Annotated in this window: 13 protein-coding genes and 1 pseudogene; 6 read left to right on the top strand and 8 right to left on the bottom strand. The window is 70.2% G+C overall.

Annotation, left to right across the window (positions count from 1 at the left end; genetic code table 11):
• The first annotated feature begins 122 nt into the window (after window positions 1–122).
• From OG226_RS43220 to OG226_RS43240, 5 genes are all read left to right on the top strand, one after another.
• A complete protein-coding gene (locus OG226_RS43220) occupies window positions 123–1,016 on the top strand; it encodes a universal stress protein (RefSeq protein WP_328685017.1) in 894 nt (297 codons plus the stop codon).
• 54 nt (window positions 1,017–1,070) lie between these two features.
• A complete protein-coding gene (locus OG226_RS43225) occupies window positions 1,071–1,979 on the top strand; it encodes a universal stress protein (RefSeq protein ID WP_328686600.1) in 909 nt (302 codons plus the stop codon).
• Between the two features lie 89 nt (window positions 1,980–2,068).
• Window positions 2,069–4,459: a phosphoketolase family protein gene (locus OG226_RS43230; protein ID WP_328685018.1), complete on the top strand. Its 2,391-nt coding sequence runs from the start codon at window positions 2,069–2,071 to the stop codon at window positions 4,457–4,459.
• A gap of 196 nt (window positions 4,460–4,655) precedes the next feature.
• Window positions 4,656–6,230: an MFS transporter gene (locus OG226_RS43235; protein ID WP_329352132.1), complete on the top strand. Its 1,575-nt coding sequence runs from the start codon at window positions 4,656–4,658 to the stop codon at window positions 6,228–6,230.
• Between the two features lie 98 nt (window positions 6,231–6,328).
• Window positions 6,329–7,057, top strand: a complete 729-nt coding sequence (locus tag OG226_RS43240; RefSeq protein ID WP_328685020.1) for a GntR family transcriptional regulator — start codon at window positions 6,329–6,331, stop codon at window positions 7,055–7,057.
• 40 nt (window positions 7,058–7,097) lie between these two features.
• Here the strand turns inward: OG226_RS43240 and OG226_RS43245 are convergent, their stop codons facing one another.
• From OG226_RS43245 to OG226_RS43270, 6 genes and pseudogenes are all read right to left on the bottom strand, one after another.
• On the bottom strand, window positions 7,098–7,421 hold the full coding sequence (locus OG226_RS43245) for an L-rhamnose mutarotase (protein WP_328685021.1): 324 nt from the start codon (window positions 7,419–7,421) through the stop codon (window positions 7,098–7,100).
• A complete protein-coding gene (locus OG226_RS43250; RefSeq protein ID WP_328685022.1) occupies window positions 7,418–8,944 on the bottom strand; it encodes a sugar ABC transporter ATP-binding protein in 1,527 nt (508 codons plus the stop codon). The genes OG226_RS43245 and OG226_RS43250 overlap by 4 nt, the downstream gene beginning before the upstream one ends.
• Window positions 8,941–9,984, bottom strand: a complete 1,044-nt coding sequence (locus OG226_RS43255) for an ABC transporter permease (RefSeq protein ID WP_329352133.1) — start codon at window positions 9,982–9,984, stop codon at window positions 8,941–8,943. The genes OG226_RS43250 and OG226_RS43255 overlap by 4 nt, the downstream gene beginning before the upstream one ends.
• Entirely contained in the window at window positions 9,981–11,045 is a 1,065-nt protein-coding gene (locus OG226_RS43260) for an ABC transporter permease (RefSeq protein ID WP_329352134.1), read from the bottom strand. Before OG226_RS43260 ends, OG226_RS43255 begins: the two co-directional genes overlap by 4 nt.
• Window positions 11,042–12,136, bottom strand: a complete 1,095-nt coding sequence (locus tag OG226_RS43265) for a mandelate racemase/muconate lactonizing enzyme family protein (protein WP_328685025.1) — start codon at window positions 12,134–12,136, stop codon at window positions 11,042–11,044. Before OG226_RS43265 ends, OG226_RS43260 begins: the two co-directional genes overlap by 4 nt.
• A 70-nt stretch (window positions 12,137–12,206) precedes the next feature.
• Window positions 12,207–13,298 (bottom strand): annotated as a pseudogene (locus tag OG226_RS43270) (sugar ABC transporter substrate-binding protein).
• A gap of 350 nt (window positions 13,299–13,648) precedes the next feature.
• Here OG226_RS43270 and OG226_RS43275 point away from each other — a divergent pair.
• Complete coding sequence (locus tag OG226_RS43275; RefSeq protein WP_329352135.1) at window positions 13,649–14,539, top strand: helix-turn-helix domain-containing protein; 891 nt, start codon at window positions 13,649–13,651, stop codon at window positions 14,537–14,539.
• A gap of 15 nt (window positions 14,540–14,554) precedes the next feature.
• On the opposite strand, the gene OG226_RS43280 is transcribed toward OG226_RS43275, so the two are convergent.
• Window positions 14,555–15,370: an SAM-dependent methyltransferase gene (locus tag OG226_RS43280; protein WP_328685028.1), complete on the bottom strand. Its 816-nt coding sequence runs from the start codon at window positions 15,368–15,370 to the stop codon at window positions 14,555–14,557.
• Between the two features lie 161 nt (window positions 15,371–15,531).
• Window positions 15,532–16,746 (bottom strand): MFS transporter, encoded by a 1,215-nt coding sequence (locus OG226_RS43285; protein ID WP_443066954.1) that lies wholly within the window; start codon window positions 16,744–16,746, stop codon window positions 15,532–15,534.
• Window positions 16,747–16,752: the final 6 nt, after the last annotated feature.

The raw sequence follows: 16,752 nt of genomic DNA on the forward strand, positions 1-16,752 counted from the left end.
AGGGGCCCACCCTCCGGCTGCCCATTGGGCCGAACGGCCCCTGTCGGGGACCTGCGGCCCCTGCCGCGGGAACCCCTACGACACGAAGCTGGAATCAGACATCCCGTTGAGGAGACAGAACCATGGTCCGCAGTGTTGTCGCAGGTCTCGACGGTTCCCCCGAGAGCCGTGCCGCCGCCGAATGGGCGGCGGGCGAGGCGGAACTGCGCGGTCTGCCGCTGAAGGTCGTCCATGTCCGGGAGCCCGCCCCGGACCCGTTGGCCCAGGCCCCGCTGCTGGGTGCCGAGACGCTGCGGGACTGGAGCGAGCGGATTCCACGTGAGGCGGCCGAGGGACTGCGGCTGCGTCACCCCGGTGTGGACGTGACGGTGGAGCGGGTGACCGGCACGCCCGCTGACGTTCTGGTGGACGCGTCGAAGGACGACGACCTGCTGGTCCTCGGCTCCCGCGGGCTGAGCGGCGTCGGCGGATTCCTCGTCGGTTCCGTCGGTCTCTCCGTCGTGGCGCGCGCCGAACTGCCCGTAGTCCTGGTCCGGGTCGGCGACCAGGCCGCCGACGAGGACGAGAGCGCCCCGGCGTCCACCACTCCACCCCGGCCCGTGGTGCTCGGCCTCGACGCCGACGCACCCGCCGACGCGGTGATCGAGTTCGCGTTCGCCGAGGCCGCCCGGCGCGACACCGCCCTGCGCGTCGTCTACGGCTGGAACCTCCCGCCGTACTACGCCTACGGCCTCGCGCTGGACGCGGGCCTCAACGAGGACCTCTCCCGTGAGGAGACCGACTCCCTCACCGAGGCCCTGCGCCCGTGGCGGCAGAAGCATCCCGACATCGAGGTCGTCCTGGAGCCCCGCGCCGGCAGCGCGGCCGATCACCTGGTGGACGCCTCCCGTGCGGCCTCCCTGATCGTCGTCGGCCGCCGGATCCGCCGTGGTGCGCTCGGCGCCCACATCGGCCCGGTCGCGCACGGCGTCCTGCACCACTCCACCGCCCCCGTGGCCGTCGTCGCACACGACTGAGGAGCAGCAGTCATGAAGGCACCCGATGCACGAGCGTCCGGCGAGCCCCTCGTCATGGACGACCACCCCGATCCCGGGCCCGGCCCCGGGACGGACCTCCCGATCGTCGTCGGCGTCGACGGCTCCGAGCCCAGCCTGCGGGCCGTCGACTGGGCGGCCGACGAGGCCGTACTGCGCGGGGTGCCGCTACGGCTGGTGTACGCCTCGCTCTGGGAACGGTACGAGGGCACCTCCCTCGCCGACGACCACGACAAGCCGTCCGAACAGGTGCGGGCCGAGGACATCGTCGACACGGCCGCCCGACGCGCCCACCGCCGTCGGCCCGACGTGAAGATCTCCACCGACGTCCTGGCCGAGGAACCCGAGTACGCGCTGGTGCGGGAGAGCCGCAGCGCCTCCGTGCTGGTGACGGGCACCCGTGGCCGCAGTGGTCTCGCCGAGGCGCTGCTGGGCTCCGTGAGCCTGACCGTCGCCGGGCACGCGCAGTGCCCGATGGTCGTCGTGCGCGGCGATGGCGACAACCAGGACCGGACCAGCGCGCACGGCCGGATCGTCGTGGGGATCGGAGAGAAGCCGGCGGGCTCGGCGGCGGTGCGCTTCGCCTTCGACGAGGCGCGGCGCCGTGGAGTCCAGGTGGAGGCGGTACGGGCCTGGCGGTGGCCCGCGCGCGAGTCCACCGACCATGCGCTGATGTCCGGCGAACCCGCCCGACTGCACGAGCAGCAGGCGGTGGAGGCGCTGGACGCGGCGCTCCAGGACGTCCCCGCCGATGTCGCGTCACGCCGCCGTACGGTCGAGGGCCCCACCCGGACGGTACTGGTGGACGCCTCGCGCGGCGCCGACCTCCTGGTCGTCGGAGCCAGGCGCCGCCCCGGGCACTACGGCCTCCAACTGGGCCGGGTGGCACACGGAGTGCTGCACCACTCGCCCTGCCCGGTGGTCGTCGTGCCCGAGCATGCATGAGCACGATCGTCCCCAACTCCGCCTGCTGACGCGGTAGTTCCACCTACGACGCCCCCGTTGAACCATGCCGATGACTTCCGGAGCCCCCGATGCCCAAGGCCGAAACCCAGGACGCCACCGCCCTGTCCGTACTCTCCGACGACGAACTGCGCACCCTGGACGCCCACTGGCGGGCCGCCAACTACCTTGCCGCAGGCCAGATCTACCTGATGGCGAACCCGCTCCTGACCGAGCCCCTGAAGCCCGAGCACATCAAGCCGCGGTTGCTGGGCCACTGGGGTACCTCGCCCGGGCTCAACCTCGTGTACACCCACCTCAACCGGGTGATCAAGGCGCGCGGTCTCGACGCGTTGTGCATCTGGGGACCCGGACACGGCGGACCGTCCGTGGTCGCCAACTCCTGGCTGGAGGGCAGCTACAGCGAGACGTATCCGAACGTCTCACGCGACGGGGCGGGTATGGGGCGGCTGTTCCGGCAGTTCTCCTTCCCCGGTGGCGTGCCCAGCCACGTGGCGCCCGAGACACCCGGTTCGATCCACGAGGGCGGCGAACTCGGCTACTCCCTCGCGCACGCGTACGGCGCCGCCTTCGACAACCCGGACCTCCTGGTCGCCTGCGTCATCGGCGACGGCGAGGCGGAGACCGGACCGCTCGCCGCCGCCTGGCACTCCAACAAGTTCCTCGACCCGGTCCACGACGGCGCCGTCCTGCCGATCCTGCACCTGAACGGCTACAAGATCGCCAACCCGACGGTCCTGTCCCGTCTCCCCGAGTCCGAACTCGACGAACTGCTGCGCGGCTACGGCCACGAGCCGATCCACGTGACCGGCGACGACCCGCTCCAGGTGCACCGCGCGATGGCCGCCGCGTTCGACGACGCGCTGGACCGCATCGCCGTGATGCAGCGCACCGCCCGCGAGGACGGCGTGAGTGAGCGGGTGCACTGGCCGATGATCGTCCTGCGCACCCCGAAGGGCTGGACGGGGCCCGCCGAGGTCGACGGCGTCCCCGTCGAGGGCACCTGGCGCGCGCACCAGGTCCCACTGTCCGAGGTGCGCGAAAACCCGCAGCACCTACGGCAGTTGGAGGCCTGGCTGCGCTCCTACCACCCGGAGAAACTGTTCGGCGCCGACGGCCGGCCCGTCGCGGACGTCCTCGCCTGCCTGCCCGGGGGCACCAAGCGCCTCGGCTCCAGTCCGTACGCCAACGGCGGCCTGCTGGTACGCGACCTGCCGATCCCGTCCCTCGACCGGTTCGCGGTCCCCGTCGAGAAGCCGGGCACGACCCTGCACGAGCCGACCCGCGTTCTCGGCGACCTCCTCGAACAGGTCATGCACGACACCGCGGCGAGCCGCGACTTCCGCCTCGTCGGCCCGGACGAGACCGCCTCCAACCGTCTCCAGGCCGTCTTCAACGCCAGCGGCAAGGCCTGGCAGGCCCAACTCCTGCCGGTCGACGAGCACTTGGACCGGCACGGCCGGGTGATGGAGATCCTCTCCGAACACACCTGCCAGGGCTGGCTGGAGGGCTACCTGCTCACCGGCCGGCACGGACTGTTCTCCTGCTACGAGGCGTTCGTGCACATCGTCGACTCGATGGTCAACCAGCACATCAAGTGGCTGAAGACATCGAGGGAGTTGACGTGGCGGGCACCCATCGCCTCCCTCAACTACCTTCTGACCTCCCATGTCTGGCGCCAGGACCACAACGGCTTCTCGCACCAGGACCCCGGCTTCGTCGACCACGTCCTCAACAAGAGCCCCGAGGTCGTCCGGGTCTACCTCCCGCCGGACGCCAACACCCTTCTCTCCGTGGCCGATCACGTCCTGCGCAGCCGTGACTACGTCAACGTGGTCGTCGCCGGCAAGCAGCCCTGCTTCGACTGGCTCTCCATGGACCAGGCCCGCGCCCACTGCGCGCGCGGCGCCGGGATCTGGGAGTGGGCGGGCACCGAGAACGGCGACGAACCCGACGTCGTCCTGGCCTGCGCCGGCGACGTCCCCACGCTGGAGATCCTGGCCGCCGCCCAGCTGCTGCGCCGGCACCTGCCCGACCTCGCCGTGCGGGTCGTCAACGTGGTCGACATGACGCGGCTCATGCCCCGCGACGAACACCCGCACGGGATGAGCGACTTCGAGTACGACGGCCTCTTCACCACCGACAGGCCGGTCATCTTCGCCTACCACGGCTACCCGTGGCTCATCCACCGCCTCGCCTACCGCCGCACCGGCCACGCCCACCTGCATGTACGCGGCTACAAGGAGTCCGGCACCACGACCACCCCCTTCGACATGGTCGTCCGCAACGACCTCGACCGCTACCGCCTGGTCATGGACGTCATCGACCGCGTCCCCGGCCTCGCGGTACGCGCAGCCGCCGTACGCCAGCAGATGGCCGACGCCCGCACCCGCCACCACGCCTGGATCCGCGAACACGGCACCGACCTGCCGGAGGTCGCCGACTGGACGTGGAACGCCTGACCCGCCGGTAAACGAATGATGACGTGCCGCCAGCTCACCTCGCTGCGCCGCGCCTTGCGGAGCGAGGGGCGGTAGTCCGCGGGGTCGTCGCCCTCCGCCCCGAGTCAACTCTGTTTCCCTCCGCTATACACCGTGTATGGTGAGTCGATATCGCTATACGCGGCGTATAGCGAACGGGTCGCTTGGAGTCCGGCGTATGAGCGCGGCAGTGAACGAGTCGAGTCCGTCGGACACAACCCCCGCCGCCCGCCGGAAGGTGCTGAAGGCGCTCAGCGGGCTGCTGCTCGCGCTGTTCGTCTCCACTCTCAGCAGTACGGTCGTCTCCAGTGCGCTGCCGAAGATCATCGGGGCGGTGCACGGGTCGCAGACGCAGTACACGTGGGTCGTCACCGCGACGCTTCTCACCAGCACGGCGACGACGCCGATCTGGGGCAAGCTGGCCGACCTGTTCAGCAAGAAGACCCTCGTGCAGGTGTCCATCGGCGTCTTCGTGCTGGGTGCCGTGGCAGCCGGGGTGAGTCGGACCGCGGGGCAGCTCATCGCCTCGCGGGCGTTGCAGGGTGTCGGGGTGGGAGGCGTGCAGGCCCTCGTCCAGATCACCCTCGCGGCGATGATCCCGCCCCGCGAACGCGGCCGATACAGCGGCTACTTGAGCAGTGTCACGGCCACGTCGACCATCGGCGGGCCGCTGCTCGGCGGTGTCGTCGTCGACACCTCGTGGCTGGGGTGGCGGTGGTGCTTCTTCATCGGCGTGCCGATCGCGGCCGTAGCGTTGCTCATGCTTCAGCGGACGCTGAGCCTTCCCGTCCTCCGGCGCGAGAACGTCAGGATCGACTACCTGGGGGCCACCCTCATCGCCTCGGGCGTCAGCGTGCTGCTGGTGTGGGTGTCGTTCGTCGACAACTCCTTCGGCTGGGCCTCGTGGCAGACCGGGGTCATGGTGGCCGGCGGGCTGGTGTTGATCGGCGCGGCCGTGTGGGTGGAGTCGCGGGCCGCCGAACCCGTCGTACCGCTCCACATCGTGAGGCAGCGCACGACCGCGCTGGCGATCGTCGGCAGCCTCTCCGTCGGTACGGCCATGTTCGGCGCCGCGGTGTTCCTCAGCCAGTACTTCCAGCTCAGCCGCGGGCACAGTCCGACCGAGGCGGGCCTGCTGACGATTCCCATGATGGCCGGCATTCTCGTCGCCTCCACGGTCGCGGGCCGGTTGATCAGCCGGACCGGGAAGATCAAGCCGTTCATCATCACCGGGGCCGTTCTCCTCACGCTCGGGTTCGCCGTGCTCGGCACCATCGACTCCAGGACGCCCATGCCGCTGCTGGGCGTGGCGATGCTGTGTGTCGGGATGGGCGTCGGCATGACCCTGCAGAACCTGGTGCTCGTCGTGCAGAACACCGTGCCGCTGAAGGACATCGGCGCGGCCAGTTCCACGGTGTCGTTCTTCCGCTCCCTCGGCGGCACGATCGGTGTCTCCGTCCTCGGCGCCGTACTGGCCCGGCACGTCCAGGACCAGATCGCGCACGGCCTCGTCTCGGCGGGACTGCGCACCACGGGCTCCGCCACGGACGTCTCCGCGCAGCCCGCCGCCGTACAGGAGATCATCCGTGTCGCCTACGGCGACGCCACCGCGCGGATCTTCCTCCTCTCGGCCGTGGCCGCCCTCATCGCGGTGTTCGCCGCGATCCTGCTGAAGCCGGTCAGCCTGCGCAGCAGCCTCGACCTGACCGAGAAGAGCGGCGGAACGGCGACGGTCGCCGCGGAGGCCGGGTGACGGGCGGAACCAGACGGAGAAGTTCCGCGGGAGCCCCTCTCAGCCCATCTACCTGGGTAAACTGTCGGGAACGCCAAGTGCCTTGAGAGGGAGCCGGGATGCCGCCGCACAGTCCTTCCGCGGCCGGGGTTCCGGACGAGGGCGAGAGCGACGAGCGGAGCGTGCCGCCCGTCCGGCAGGCCCTGTCGGACAGCGTGTACGAGCGCGTCAAGGCGATGGTCATGGACCACGAGATCGCCCCCGGCGCCCGCGTCGGCATCGAAGCCCTCGCCCGCACCCTCAAGGTCTCGCCAACTCCCGTACGGGAGGCGCTCGCCCGGCTGGAGTCCGACGGCCTGGTCGTGAAGCGGGCGCTCTCCGGATACCGGGCCACGCAGCTGCTCACCCGTCAGGGTCTCGACGAACTCTTCGAGATGCGGCTGCTGTTGGAGCCGAAGGCAGCCGCGCTGGCCGCCGTCAACGCGACCGAAGCGCAACTCGACAGCCTTGAGCGGATCGTCGAGGAGATGCAGGCCCACCCGAGCCCGAACGAACGGTACGCGTCCTACCGCGACTTCGCCGCCCTCGACCAGCGCTTCCACGAGGCGATCGGACAGGCCGCGCATCGACCGCTGCTGGCGGACGCGGTGGAACGGCTCCACGCACATCTGCACATCTTCCGGCTCAGCAAGGTGGTTGGCGCCTGGGGGCCCACCGTCGCCGAGCACGAGCGGATCGTCCGTGCCGTTCTGCGCCGCAACCCGGAACGGGCGGCCGAGGCGATGACGGAGCACCTGACGCGCAGCCTGGCACGGCAGATCGAGGACGGCGAGCCGTCCGTTTCCTGAACGGCCGCCGCGGAACGGGGAGTTGGGAGCCCGCCCCCGCTCACTCCATCAGGAACACCTGTTCCGCCGTGGCCCACCACTCGCCGGGCGCCGCCTCCGGCACGGGCGCCTGACAGGGGGCGGTGAGTTCCCACCACCGCCGGGTGGCCTCGTCCTCGGACATCTGGGCCAGGTCCGCCGCGAGATCGTCGCCGTGGTACTCGAAATAGCTGAACAGGCGGTCGCCCAGCAGATGGATCGAGTAGTTGGTGATGTGGCAGTGCCGGATGCGGTCGAGCACCGGCTGGGGCACGTGGCGGTGCAACTCCCGGTATTCGTCCAGCTTTTCCGGGTGTACAGCGATGACCTGGGCCACGCGCCTCACGAGCGCACCGCGTCGCGGTCGTGGATCAGGCGGATGACCCGGCCGCTCATGCGGTCGTAGTCGCGGTCGTTGTCGAGTTCGCCGCGGACGCGGTGGTCCGTCATGACGACGATGCGGTCGGCGAGGGTGACCATCTCCGCGAGGTCGCTGCTGATGAGGAGGATGGGCAGGCCGTCGCGGGCCAGGTCCCAGATCAGTTCGTGGAAGGCGCGCTTGGTGCGCACGTCGACGCCCACCGTCGGCTCGTCGATGACCAGCAACTTGGTGTCCGCGGCAAGCCACTTGGCGAGGCTGACCTTCTGCTGGTTCCCGCCCGAGAGCTCACCCGCGTTCTGCCCTAGCCCCGAGACACGGATGCCGAGCCGGTCGACGAGATCCTGCGCCACGTCCCGCTCCTCGCGTGCCGAGACGAACCCGAGGGCCTTGGCGAGCCGCTTCCACACCGTCACCGTGATGTTGCGGACGATGGGCTGCTCAAGGAAGACGCCCTCCTCCTTGCGGTTCTCGGTGACGTAGCCGATGCCGAACTCGTGCAGGGCCTGGCGGGGAGAGGTGATGCGGACCGGGCTGCCGTGGACGCGGACCTCGCCGCCCGTGATGCGGTCCAGGCCCAGCACCGCCTTGATCAGTTCGCTGCGTCCGGCGCCGACCAGTCCGTACAGGCCGACGATCTCGCCGGGCCGGACCTCCAGGCTGATGTCACGGTGTCCGCCGGCCGTGGAGACCTTGTCCAGTACGAGAGTTGGGGTGCCGGTGCGGTCGACCGTGCGGGGGCGCATCTCCGTCGCCGCGTGGGCGCGGCCCACCATGAGGCCCACGATGTCGTCGTGGGTGTGGTCCGACAGGGGAGACGACTCCAGGACCGACTTGCCGTCGCGCAGCACCGTGACGGTGTCGCAGACCGCGAAGACCTCCTCCAGCTTGTGGCTGACGAAGACGACACAGGCGCCTCGGTCGGCCAGTCGCCGGATCACCTCGAAGAGGCGCTCGGTCTCCTGCGGGGAGAGGGACGCGGTCGGCTCGTCCAGCAGCAGGACCCGGCTCTCGGTGTAGAGGGCCTTGGCTATCTCCACCAACTGCTGCTGCGCTACCGAGAGTTCACGCACCGGCCGCTGTGGGTCGAGGTCGACGCCGAGTTCCGCGAGGCAGGCGACGGCCGGTGCGGTCATGGCCTCGCGGTCGACCAGGCCGCGGTGGGAGGGCGGGTTCTGCAGGGTGATGTTCTCCGCCACCGAGAAGCCCGGGATCAGGTTGCGTTCCTGGTGGACGACACCGATGCCGGTGCGGGTCGCCTCCAACGGCGAGCGCAGATGGACCTGTTGGCCGTTCCGGGTGAGCCGGCCGCCGTCGGGGGAGTGGACGCCGGTGAGGACCTTGATGAGGGTCGACTTGCCGGCGCCGTTCTCGCCGAGGAGCGCGTGCACGCTGCCGGCGGTCAGCCGTAGCCCCACGCCGTCCAGCGCCCGGACACCGGGGAAGACCTTGACCAGGTCCTGGCATTCGAGAAGAACCGTGCCGCTCACTGGGTACCTCCGGTCTGCGGCAGGACGGCGCCGTCGGTCGTCGCGGACTTCTCCAGGCGCGTCTGGTGCAGTCGGCCACCGGCGACCGTACCCAGCACGACCAGGCCGATGAGGAGGTTCACCCAGCTCGGGTCCAGCGAGAACTGGGCCCGCGCGGCATCGATCAGCCGCGTCACGAAGGCCGCAAGTACCGTGCCCAGTACGGCGATCGAACCGCCGGTGAGGGCCACGCCCCCGATGATCGGCGCGGCGAAGCTCGGCAGCAGCCAGTCACCGCCGACGCTGCGGTTGACGCCGGGCAGCGAGGCCGTGGCGGTCACGGCGGCCACCCCGATCAGCAGCCCGGACAGGGTGTGCGCGGCGACGATCTGCCGGTCGGTGGAGATGCCGGACAGCCGGGCGGCGAGCGGGTTGCCGCCCGCGGCGAGGAGTCGTCGGCCCGCGACCGTGCGGTACATGAACGCGGCCAGCAGTGCCGCCGCGACGAGCGCGGTGACGAAGACGAGCGGGATGTTCAGCGGCGCAGCCGTGCCGAAGTCGCGCAGCGTACGGGAGTAGCCGTCGACGGTACGGGTGCCGGTGAGCCGGTACTGCGCCCCCAGGAGGATCGTCATCGTGGCGAGGGTGACGATGAACCCGTTGATCCGGGTGCCCACGATGGCGACACCGGTGGCCAGCCCGATGGCCGTCGCCGTCAACAGGCCCACGATCACGGCGACTCCGGCGGGCACCCCGTGGTCGGCCATGAGGACGCCCATGAGACAGGCGGTGAAGCCGCCCAACGCGCCCACGGCGAGGTTGAGTTGGCCCACGCACAGCGCCACCGTCTGGGCCAGGCCGATGAGGATGGGAGTGGCCAGGTACTGGAGGAAGACCCGCACCGAGGGGCCCTCGAAGAACGAGCCCGACGAGGCGATGCCCAGCGCCACATAGCCCACCACGACCACGCACAGCAGCATCGCCGCCGTGGAACGGGAGAACCGGCGCAGCGCCGAGCCACCCCAACTCCCTTGACCCAGCGTCACGTTCAAGCGGTTCATGTCGAACGCACCACCTTGCGATAGGACACCACGGCGCGTATCCGGTCCGCCGACAGGGCCAGCAGGAGGACACAGCCGAGATAGATGTTCAGGCTCTCCAGACCGACGCCGAGCAGGTCGAGCCCCTTGCGGATCACACCGACCAGGGCGGTGCCGAGCAGCGTGCCCAGCACGGACACCACCCCGCCCGTGAGGAGGGTGCCGCCAAGTACCGCGCCCAGGAAGGACGGCAGCATGAAGTCGTCGCCGATGGAGGCGCGGAACGTGCCCGTGCCGGCCGCCGCCATGAACCCGGCGAGCGCGGCGAGCAGCCCCGACAGCGTGTGCGCGAGCAGGATCCGGCGCCCGGTGGGAATGCCGGACAGCTCCGCGGCGGCCGGATTGGCGCCGGTGAGCAGCAGTTCGCGGCCGATGCGCGTGCAGCCGTAGAGGAAACCGAGGGCGAGCATCGCGAGGAGCGTGAACTGGGCGATCTGCGGGACGGCCGGGGAGCCGCAGACGGGGCCCGCGCAGATGTCGGCGAGGGAGTAGGAGCGCAGGGCGTCGATTCCGGCGGGGTGGGTGGTGAAGGCGGCGTCGTCGGTGAGGGACGAGTACAGGAGGGAGACCAGGCCCAACAGGGCGAAGTCCATGGCCAGGGTGACGACGAAGGAACTCACTCCGGTACGGGCGATGAGCCAGCCGGTGACCGCGCCGATCGCCGCCCCGGCGGCCAGGCACATCAGCAGCCCCACCTGCATCGGGACGCCGAGACGGTCGTAGCCGAGGCCCGCGAACATGGCGCCGAAGGCTGCCATGCGGCCGACCGCGAGGTTCATGTGGCCCACGGACAGGGCGACCATCTGCGCGAGCGCGACCACGGTCAGTGTGGCGATGTCGCGCAGGAGCGGGAAGAGCACCAACCGCTGGTCCAGGAAAGCCGGTCGGAGCACACCGAACAGGACGCCGAGCGCGATGACGAGGACCAGGAGACCGAGTCGTTGGTTGACCCAGAACGGCATGCGGTGCGCGGCCGTCTTCTCCTCCGGGACGGTGTCCGGCGGGCTGATCGAGGTCGTCATGCCACCCTCCGGTCGTCCAGCGCGTCCGGGTCCCAGTCGATGCCGATGCCCGGTACGTCCGGGGCCACGGCCATGCCGTCGCGGATGGTCAGTTCCGTGCGGGTCACGGCCCTCAACTGCGGGATGTACTCGACGTATTGGCCGTTGGGCACGGCGGCGGCGAGGCTCACGTGCAGTTCCATCAGGAAGTGCGGGCAGACCATCACGTTGTGGCTCTCCGCCAGGTGCGCGACCTTCAGCCACGGCGTGATGCCACCGATCCGCGCGGCGTCGACCTGCACGACGGACGCGGCACCGGCCTCCAGATAGCTGCGGAACTGCATCAGGGAGTACATGGATTCGCCTACGGCGACGGGGATGCGGGTCGCCGCCGCGAGCCGCGCGTGCCCGCTGATGTCGTCCGCGGGCAGCGGCTCCTCCAGCCAGTACGGGTCGTACGGCTCCAGCGCCGCCGCGAGCCGCAGGACGGAGGACGCCGTCTGGGACTGGTTGGCGTCGGTCATGATGTGCAGCGCGGGGCCGACGGCCTCGCGGACCGCGCGCAGCCGCTCCGCGTCCTCGGCGGGATGCGGCCTGCCCACCTTGATCTTCACGCCCGCCCAGCCCAACTCCTGTGCGCGGAGGGCGCTTTTGACCAGTTCCTCGGCGCTCAGATGGAGCCAGCCGCCCTCGGTGTCGTAGACCGGCACCTCCTGGCGGTGACCGCCGGCCAGCCGCCACAGGGGTTCGCCCGCCCGCTTGCACCGCACGTCCCACAGGGCGGTGTCGACGGCGGCGAGGGCGAGCGAGGTGATGGCTCCGGTGGTGGTGGACCGGGTCAGCGCGAACAGCCGCTGCCACAGCGCCTCGACGGTGCGGGCGTCCTGTCCGAGGAGCGCGGGCAGCAAGTGGTCGCGGAGCAGGGCGAGTACAGAGCTGCCGCCGGTGCCGATCGTGTAGGAGTAGCCGGTTCCCGTGAGCCCGTCCGCGGTCTCCAGGTCGACCAGGACCGTCTCCTGCTTGACGAACGACTGCACCGCGTCGGTGCGGTTCTGCTCGACGGCGATGTCGGCCAGCCTGGCGGTCGCGGCCGTGATGATGCTGCTGCTCATTTCAGCGATTCCGTTTTCTGTCGGGGGAGTTGGCCATCAGCGCTGCTTGGCCGGCAGGGCTGGTCGCCGGTCAGCCGCAGGAGAGGATCTTGTCGGCGAACTCCTTCTTCAGTTCGGCGGTCTTCGCCTGCCGCGCCGTGTCGTAACCGGCGACGTTCGCCTTGGTGACGACGAACGAACCCGAGTCCACCTCCACCCCGGGAGAGCGGACCGTGCACTGCTTCGTCTGGAGGAGTGCCAGCGCCCAGATCCCGATCTCGGCCTGGCCGACCGGGTTCTGCACCACGGTGGCGGTGACCGTGCCCTGCTTGATGCCGCTGAGGATCTTGGCGTCGTCGTCGATCGCGATGACCTTCGCCTTCGACCCGGACGACTTGACGACGTCGGCCGCGGCGACGGCCGGGTTGTAGGCGGTCGCGACAATTCCCGTGATCTGACCGCCCTTCGCCGCCATCAGGTCGGACACCGCCTTCTGCGCGGTCTGCAGGTCCGTGTCGATGTCGGTGATGGTCTGCAGGAGCTCGACCTTGCCGCCCGACTCCTTCACGGCCTCGGCGACGCCCTTGATCCTCAACTGGGTGTTGGCGTCCACGTTGTTGCCGGTGACGTGGACCAGGGTGCCCTTGCCGCCCATGGCCGCGATCGCCGCCTTCGCGGCTTTGTAGGCGGCGAGTTGGACGTCCGTGGAGAGTCAGAAGTCGGCCTCGTCCTTGGTGCCCGCGGGACACGAACCCAGCGAAGCCACCGGGAAACCCTGCGACTTGAGGTCCGCGAACGTCGAGTTGATGTCGGTGGGGGAGACGCCGAACACCCCGAACGCGTTGTAGCCGCGTGCTGCCAGCGTCGACAGCAGGTTGTTCTGCTTCTGCTGGTCCCACTCCGCCGTCTCGTCGAAGGCCACGGCTCCGAGGCCGTACGTCTTCTTCGCGGTGACGCCCGCGGTCTTCCAGGGCTGGAAGTACGGGTGGGCGCCGCCGGGCACGAGGGCGACCCTGGTCCTGGAACCGTCCACGAGGTCGGCGCCGGCGCCCGTGCGCGCGGCCGGCGCGGCCTGACTGCCCGACTGCGCACCCGAGTTCCTGTAGGTGCAGGCCGCTGTCCCCGTCGCCAGCAGGGCGACTGCGACAACTCCGGGCAGGACAGATCTGGTTGGGAAGCGCATGACCCACCCCTGCGGATTCAGATAGGAATCAGATAGGAAATCGATGCGGCGATCGTGGAGGAGGAAGCCGGGCGCGTCAAGGTCTGCGGCACGAACTGGTGTGGTGGGCAGGGAGTTTAAGACTCCGGCGGCCCATGCCTGTGCCCTTCCTATGTCCCAGCCCTGAGCAAAATCGTATAGGAAATATGTACGTGTCGACCTGGCTGTAAAGGTATAGATCATTCCGGCAAGTCGAAGATCGCGTGCCCCGCGGCCCTCTAGGATGGCTGGCTTCAGCGTCCGCGGGCGTGCACGTCACAGACGTACAACTCGTGGGCGTGCACGGGCAGTTCACCGCAGGGAGTTTGCGCATGGGTTCCGATGAGGTCTTAACCACGCCGCTGGACGGGCTGTCGGCCGGCCCCGTGGTGCCGCGGCTGGTGCTGGGCGCGCGGTTGCGCGAACTGCGGGAGGACCGGGACATCGCCCGCGTGGTCGCCGGTGAGGCCATCCGCGCCTCCCGCTCCAAGATCAGCCGCCTGGAGGCCGGCCGCCACCGCTTCAAACCGCGCGACGTGGCCGACCTGCTCACGCTCTACGGCGTCACGGACGAGGCCGAGCGAGCCACCCTGCTGGCCCTCGCCGAGGAGGGCAACTCCCCTGCCTGGTGGCAGCACTTCAACGATGTGGTGCCCACCTGGGCGCGGGCCTACCTCGGGGCCGAACAGGCGGCGAGTCTCGTCCGCTGCTTCGAGGTCCAGCGCGTGCCCCATCTGCTGCAGACCGCCGACTACGCGCGCGCCTCACTCCGGCTCGCCCACGCGGGTGCCGGTGGAGCGGAACTCGACCGGCGGGTCAAGCTGCGGATGACCCGGCAGCGGATTCTGCGTCGGCGGCCGGCGGCACAGCTCTGGGCCGTGATCGACGAGGCGGCGCTGCGTCGCCCGGTGGGCGGAATCGGCACGATGCGGGCCCAGTTGAGGCATCTCATCGAGATCTGCCGGCTGCCGCAGGTCACGGTCCAGGTGATGCCGTTCCTCGCGGGCGGGCACGCGGGGGAGGCCGGGCCGGTCACCATCCTGCGGCTGCCCGGGGGCCGGCTGCCCGACATGGTCTACCTGGAGCAGAGGGTCACTGCCCTCTACCCCGACCGGCCGACCGAGATCGAGTGCTACTGGGACGTCATGAACCGGCTGGTGGTGGAGGCGGAATCGCCGGAGGAGACCCCGACGATCCTGCATCGCATTCTTCAGGAGACGTGAACTGCCGGGCGGGTCCTAGCGCTTGAGGGCGACGCCGCCGTACTGGTGCACCTCCGCGGGCAGACCCCAGGCGCTGTCGTCGGGGCGCCAGCGGGAGCAGGAGGCCACGCCCGGTTCGAGCAGTTCAAGGCCCTCGAAGAAGCCCGCGATCTGCTCGGGACTGCGCAGGATGTACGGGATCGAACCGCCCTCGTTGTACTGGCGGATGGCGTCGACGTAGGCCTCGCTGGTGTCGGTGCTGTCGTAGTGCACGAGGAAGCTGCCGGCGGGCAGGGCGTCCACCAGGCGTCGTACGATCGCGCGTGCCTCGTCGTAGTCCTCGATGTGGCCCAGGATGCCCATCAGCATGAGGGCGACGGGCTTGTCGAAGTCGAGGGTCTTGCCGGCCTCGCGGACGATGGTGACCGGGTCGCGCAGGTCGGCGTCGACGTAGTTGGTGACGCCCTCCGGGGAACTGGTGAGCAGCGCGCGGGCGTGGGCCAGCACCAGCGGGTCGTTGTCGACGTAGACGATGCGGCACTCGGGGACCACCCGCTGGGCTATCTCATGGGTGTTGTCCACGCTGGGCAGCCCGGTGCCGATGTCCAGGAACTGCCGGATGCCCTCCTCGGCGGCCAGGTGACGGACGGCGCGGGCGAGGAAGTACCGGGCGGCACGGGCTCCGGTCTCTATGCCGGGGAAGATCTCGCGGAACGCGTCACCGGCGGCACGGTCCACCTCGTAGTTGTCCTTGCCGCCCAGCCAGTAGTTCCAGATCCGGGCCGACTGCGGCACGGTGGTGTCGAACCTGGCGAGCGGATCCTGCTCGGAGTTGTCTGCCGCGTCGGTCATGGAAGCTCCTGTGCGTACGGCGGTGAGAACCACGGAACCGTCGAAGATCGGCCGTGGGCACCCACGTTATTCCCCCGTGGCGCGACTCGTGTGCCTCGTCGGCCCCAACTGCGCGTACCGGCACGCTCGTTGGCTTGTTCGCTGCGCCCGGTGACGTGGAATCAGCCTTCTGCCGCGTGCCGGGTGAGGAATCCGATTCCGGCCGCGACGGCGGCGAGTACGGCGACGCTGGTGAGGGCGGCGGGGAGGGAGTACCAGTCCGCCATGAAGCCGATGGCGGGCGGTCCCAGGAGCATGCCGCCGTAGCCGAGGGTGGAGGCGATGGCGACGCCGTCGGGGCCGGCGAGGGTGCCGGCGCGTTCGACGGCGACGGGGAAGAGGTTGGCGAGGCCGAGCCCGGTGATCACGAAGCCGAGGACGGTGGCCCACAGGGTGGGCGCGAGCGCGCCGAGCAGCATGCCGAGGGCGGCGGTCGTGCCGCCGGAGACGAGGGTGCGGGTGCGGCCGAGCCGTTCGAGGAGCCGGGTGCCGGTGAGCCGGCCGGCGGTCATCGCGAGCGCGAAGCAGGAGTAGCCGATGGCGGCGGCACCGGCGGTGGCGTCGAGGTCCTGCTCCAGGTGCAGGGCGCTCCAGTCGGCGAGGGCGCCTTCGCCGAAGGCGGTGCAGAGGGCGATCAGCCCGAAGGTGAGGACGAGGCCGTGGGTACGGGGGTTGAGGCGGCGGGGGGTGGTCTCCTGCTTCGGGGAGTCCTCGGGGGGTGTGGGAGGTGCCGGGGGCTGGAGGCGCAGCAGATTGCGCCCTACGACGGTGGTCACGACCAGGCCGATCACGGTGAGGCCGAACAGGTGCTGCGTCGGGGTCAGGAACCCGGCGACCAGTCCGCCGAGCCCGGCGCCGACCATGCCGCCGAGACTGAACGCGGCGTGGAAGCTGGGCATGATGGGCCGCCGCATCGCCCTGACCAGGTCGACCGCCGCACTGTTGAACGCGACGTTGATCCCGCCGTAGGCCGCGCCGAAGACCAGGAGGACGAGGCCGAGGGTGAGGGGCGAGTGAGTGAGCGGTGGGAGGGAGACGCTCAGGGACAGCAACACGGCGCAGACGACGGTGACTTGGTGGTTGCCGTAGCGGTGGCAGAGGCGGCCGGTGAGCATCATCGTGATGACAGCGCCGGCGGAGACACCGAGAAGCGCGAGGCCGAGGGTGCTGGCCGATGCGCCGGTCTGTTCCTTGATGGCGGGGATGCGGACGACCCAGCCGGCGAAGACGAAGCCGTCCAGGGCGAAGAACGCGGTGAGGGTGATCCGGAGGCGGGTCAGGTCGGTGGGGGCGCCCGGCACGGCGTTGTGCGTTCGGGGTTTGTTTATTTGCGGCACAAATTC

It is taken from the genome of Streptomyces sp. NBC_01261 (assembly GCF_036226385.1).
GTDB lineage: Bacteria > Actinomycetota > Actinomycetes > Streptomycetales > Streptomycetaceae > Streptomyces.